This window comes from Roseomonas sp. TAS13 (assembly GCF_001950415.1).
Taxonomy (GTDB): Bacteria; Pseudomonadota; Alphaproteobacteria; order Acetobacterales; family Acetobacteraceae; genus Roseomonas; species Roseomonas mucosa.
In genome coordinates this window covers 1-2,683 of record NZ_BDLP01000491.1, presented here as the reverse complement: position 1 = coordinate 2,683, position 2,683 = coordinate 1, and the positions used below count along the sequence as shown (strand labels likewise).

Genomic DNA, 2,683 nt, shown 5'->3' with positions numbered 1-2,683 from the left:
GCGCCAGTCGCTGCCGGCCTCGACAAAGGCGAGCCGCACCCAGGTCTGCCAGCGCAGGCTGGGGATGCGGTGCATCGGCCCGCCCAGGCCCGAGCCCGGCAGCGGCATGCGGCCGAGCACGTCGCCGACCGAGCGCAGCGGCCGGTTCGGCGGCTCATACAGGAAGGGCGGCACCTTCTCGCGGTGCCGCGCGACCAGCAGGAAGCGCTTGCGCGACTGTGCGAGACCTCCCAACCGGCCGCAATCATGCGTCGTCTCGGCCACCTCGTAGCCGTAGCTGCGCAGCAGGCCACAGATGCGGTCGAGCAGCTGGCGCCCGCGCGTCTGAATGCGGGGCACGTTCTCAAAGATCATGAGCTCGGGCAGGTCGGACGCGAACGCCTCCAGCGTCAGCCAGATGCCGCGCAGCGTCAGCCGGTTCAGCGCCTGGTATTTGGCACTCTGCGACTTGCTCTCGGACAGCAGGCCGCTGAATCCTTTGCAGGGCGCGGACAGGAAGACGATGTGGGGGCGCTCGTGCCCCGCCGCGGCGTGGATGTCGGCCGTGGTCGCTTCGCGCCAGTCGGGCGGCGGCTCGCTGCCGTGGAACGCGCGATACTGCTCGCGGTCGAACAGGTCGAGCACGGTGCCCTTGACGCCGGCGAGGCGCTCGAAATCGCGCATCGCGCCGGGGTCCACGTCGATCCCGCCGAGGCAGCGGAACTGTGCGACCATGTTGCCGACGCGCGCGCTGCCGGCGTTGAAGCCTCTGGCGCCGCCGCCCAGCCCGGCGAACAGGTGGAAGTGCCGTATCTCGCGGCGATCGGTGAGCGAGTGGATCTGCATCGGGGTCTCTTTCGAGGGTTTCTGAACCCCTCCCCCGCGGACGCCCCGGGGCCGCCGGGGCAAGGGCGCGCGCAGCGCGGGCGAAGCCGTCCCTTGCGGCGGCGGACCGGGGGTGTCAGGCGTCTCCCCTCCTCACCCCTTCCCCGCCTGCCTTCTCCCGCTTCAGGCAGCCTGCAGCCACGCTGATGCCGAGCGATGGCGCGTGGTCTTACGAATTGGTGTCTGCGTCGCGGAGCTTCGCATTGGCTTCGGCTTGAGAAGCCGTGACCAGCGCAGCTTGGGCACGAAAGCGTTGTCGGTGTTGCGCCGCCGCGCGCCGCTGTTCCAGCTGCGTCCGCCCGCAGGGCCTTCACACTGCCAACCCGCAGCTCTAAGGCTGGTGCCTTCCTCGTCCTCACGGATGTAGGTGATGATCTTGCTGAAGCCGCGCCGCTCGGCTTCGCGCGCCGCGTAGCCGTAGAGCTGCGAACACGCGCACCAGCGGAGCTGAGGCGCGGTGTCACGCCGGATGCACAGGCGGTTCACCTCGACCCAACCCCGATGCATGTAGGCGCGGGCGACGGGATTGCCGACCGAGACGACGCCGATCTGCGTCCGGCCATTGAAGATGCTGGCCCCGAAGCGCCAGGTCACCGGCGGTGGGCAGTGCGCGTGGTGGTCGCGCACGAAGGCCTGCATAGTCGCGAACTGCACCGGCTCGACGGTGAGGCGGAAGTCCAGCACGGGCGGACTGCACTGGTTGTCGTAGAGCCGGCGCAGACGGAAGCCGGTCAGCTCCTCGGCGCCGAGGTGGCGCATCAAGCCGGTTGCCCAATCAGGATCGTCGGCCATTTCGGCAACCAGCTGTTCATGGCGCGCGGAACAGCAGGTCTCCATCATGAATTCATGGCTGCTCCAGATTTCCGCGATCTCCAGTACCTCCGGCTGGCCGCACCAGAGGCAGGTCAGCCGGGTCACTGCTGCACCACGATGAAATCGGTGTCGTTGCTGAGTGACCGCAGAGCGTCGGCAATCTGCTCGTGCTCGGCCGCCTCGCCCTCCAGCTGGCGCGAAAGGCTCGGCTCATGGCCCATCATCGCGCGGAGCGCCTGCGCCTTCTCGCGCAGGGTCTCCTCCGCGGCGTCCATCGCGCTCGCGGTGACGATAGCCATGCGGATGTTCGGCATCGGGTTGCCCGACACCTGCAGCCAAAGCAGCAGCTCCGCGAGCGTGATGGTGAACACCTCGCGGTCCCGGTCCTTCAGCGCCTGCAGCAGCAGGTGCATATGCTGGTTCGGGCAGATGGCCATGGATCGTCCTTTCAGCTGCACGCATGCGGCAGCGCCCGCTGCCAAGGGCAGCGGGTCGGGCATTCGGGAAGGAAGCGGAGGTCACGCAGTTGTGACGGGTTCGGCGAAGTCAGGGTGCAGGATGGGCAGGTCCTCCATCAGGACTGCATCGCAGTCGAAGAGGACGTATTCGCAGCCACGCTGCCGCCCGAGGCGGAACACCGCGGCGAGGTCGGCCGGGATCGCCTCCCCGGGCTCCTCGTCGGCGTAGATGAACCAGCCGTAGCGCATGCCGCCGGCCAGCACGACCTGGGCGCTCGGGCCGAGGCTGCGCACCACCTCGTCCGTGGTCTGGGCGTCGAGCCAGGTCCAGGTTTCCGGCGAGAGGTGACCGCTGGAGAGGTCAAGGAAGGAGCGGATCACCGGCGCGCTCCCTCACGGTGTCCGGCGCGCGACACGGTCGGTAGTCGGCCTTGAACAACGTCTTCAGGCTGTCGCCCCTGCGAGCAGGGTGCGGCCTGTCGGGACGCTGGCTTGGCTGATCGGGGTGAGGATTGCCTGTCGGAGGGCGGCGAGGAGAGCGGCCAAAA

4 protein-coding genes are annotated in these 2,683 nt (G+C 68.8%); all 4 read right to left on the bottom strand.

The features are described 5' to 3' along the window. On the bottom strand, window positions 1-825 hold an 825-nt coding region (locus tag ROTAS13_RS22595; protein ID WP_139323507.1), incomplete at its 3' end, for a DNA cytosine methyltransferase. A 162-nt stretch (window positions 826-987) separates the two neighbouring features. Continuing rightward, a complete protein-coding gene (locus ROTAS13_RS26630) occupies window positions 988-1,782 on the bottom strand; it encodes an XF1762 family protein (protein WP_075823509.1) in 795 nt (264 codons plus the stop codon). After that, the gene (locus ROTAS13_RS22585; RefSeq protein WP_075823508.1) at window positions 1,779-2,114 is read right to left on the bottom strand and encodes a hypothetical protein; all 336 of its coding nucleotides are present in this window, start codon (window positions 2,112-2,114) and stop codon (window positions 1,779-1,781) included. Before ROTAS13_RS22585 ends, ROTAS13_RS26630 begins: the two co-directional genes overlap by 4 nt. 81 nt (window positions 2,115-2,195) lie before the next feature. Beyond that, window positions 2,196-2,516 (bottom strand): hypothetical protein, encoded by a 321-nt coding sequence (locus tag ROTAS13_RS22580; protein WP_075823507.1) that lies wholly within the window; start codon window positions 2,514-2,516, stop codon window positions 2,196-2,198. Window positions 2,517-2,683 lie beyond the last annotated feature (167 nt).

Excerpts from the sequence above, each read along its gene's own strand:
- ROTAS13_RS22585 (WP_075823508.1), bottom strand. The coding sequence starts at position 2,114 with ATGGCCATCTGCCCGAACCAGCATATGCACCTGCTGCTGCAGGCGCTG.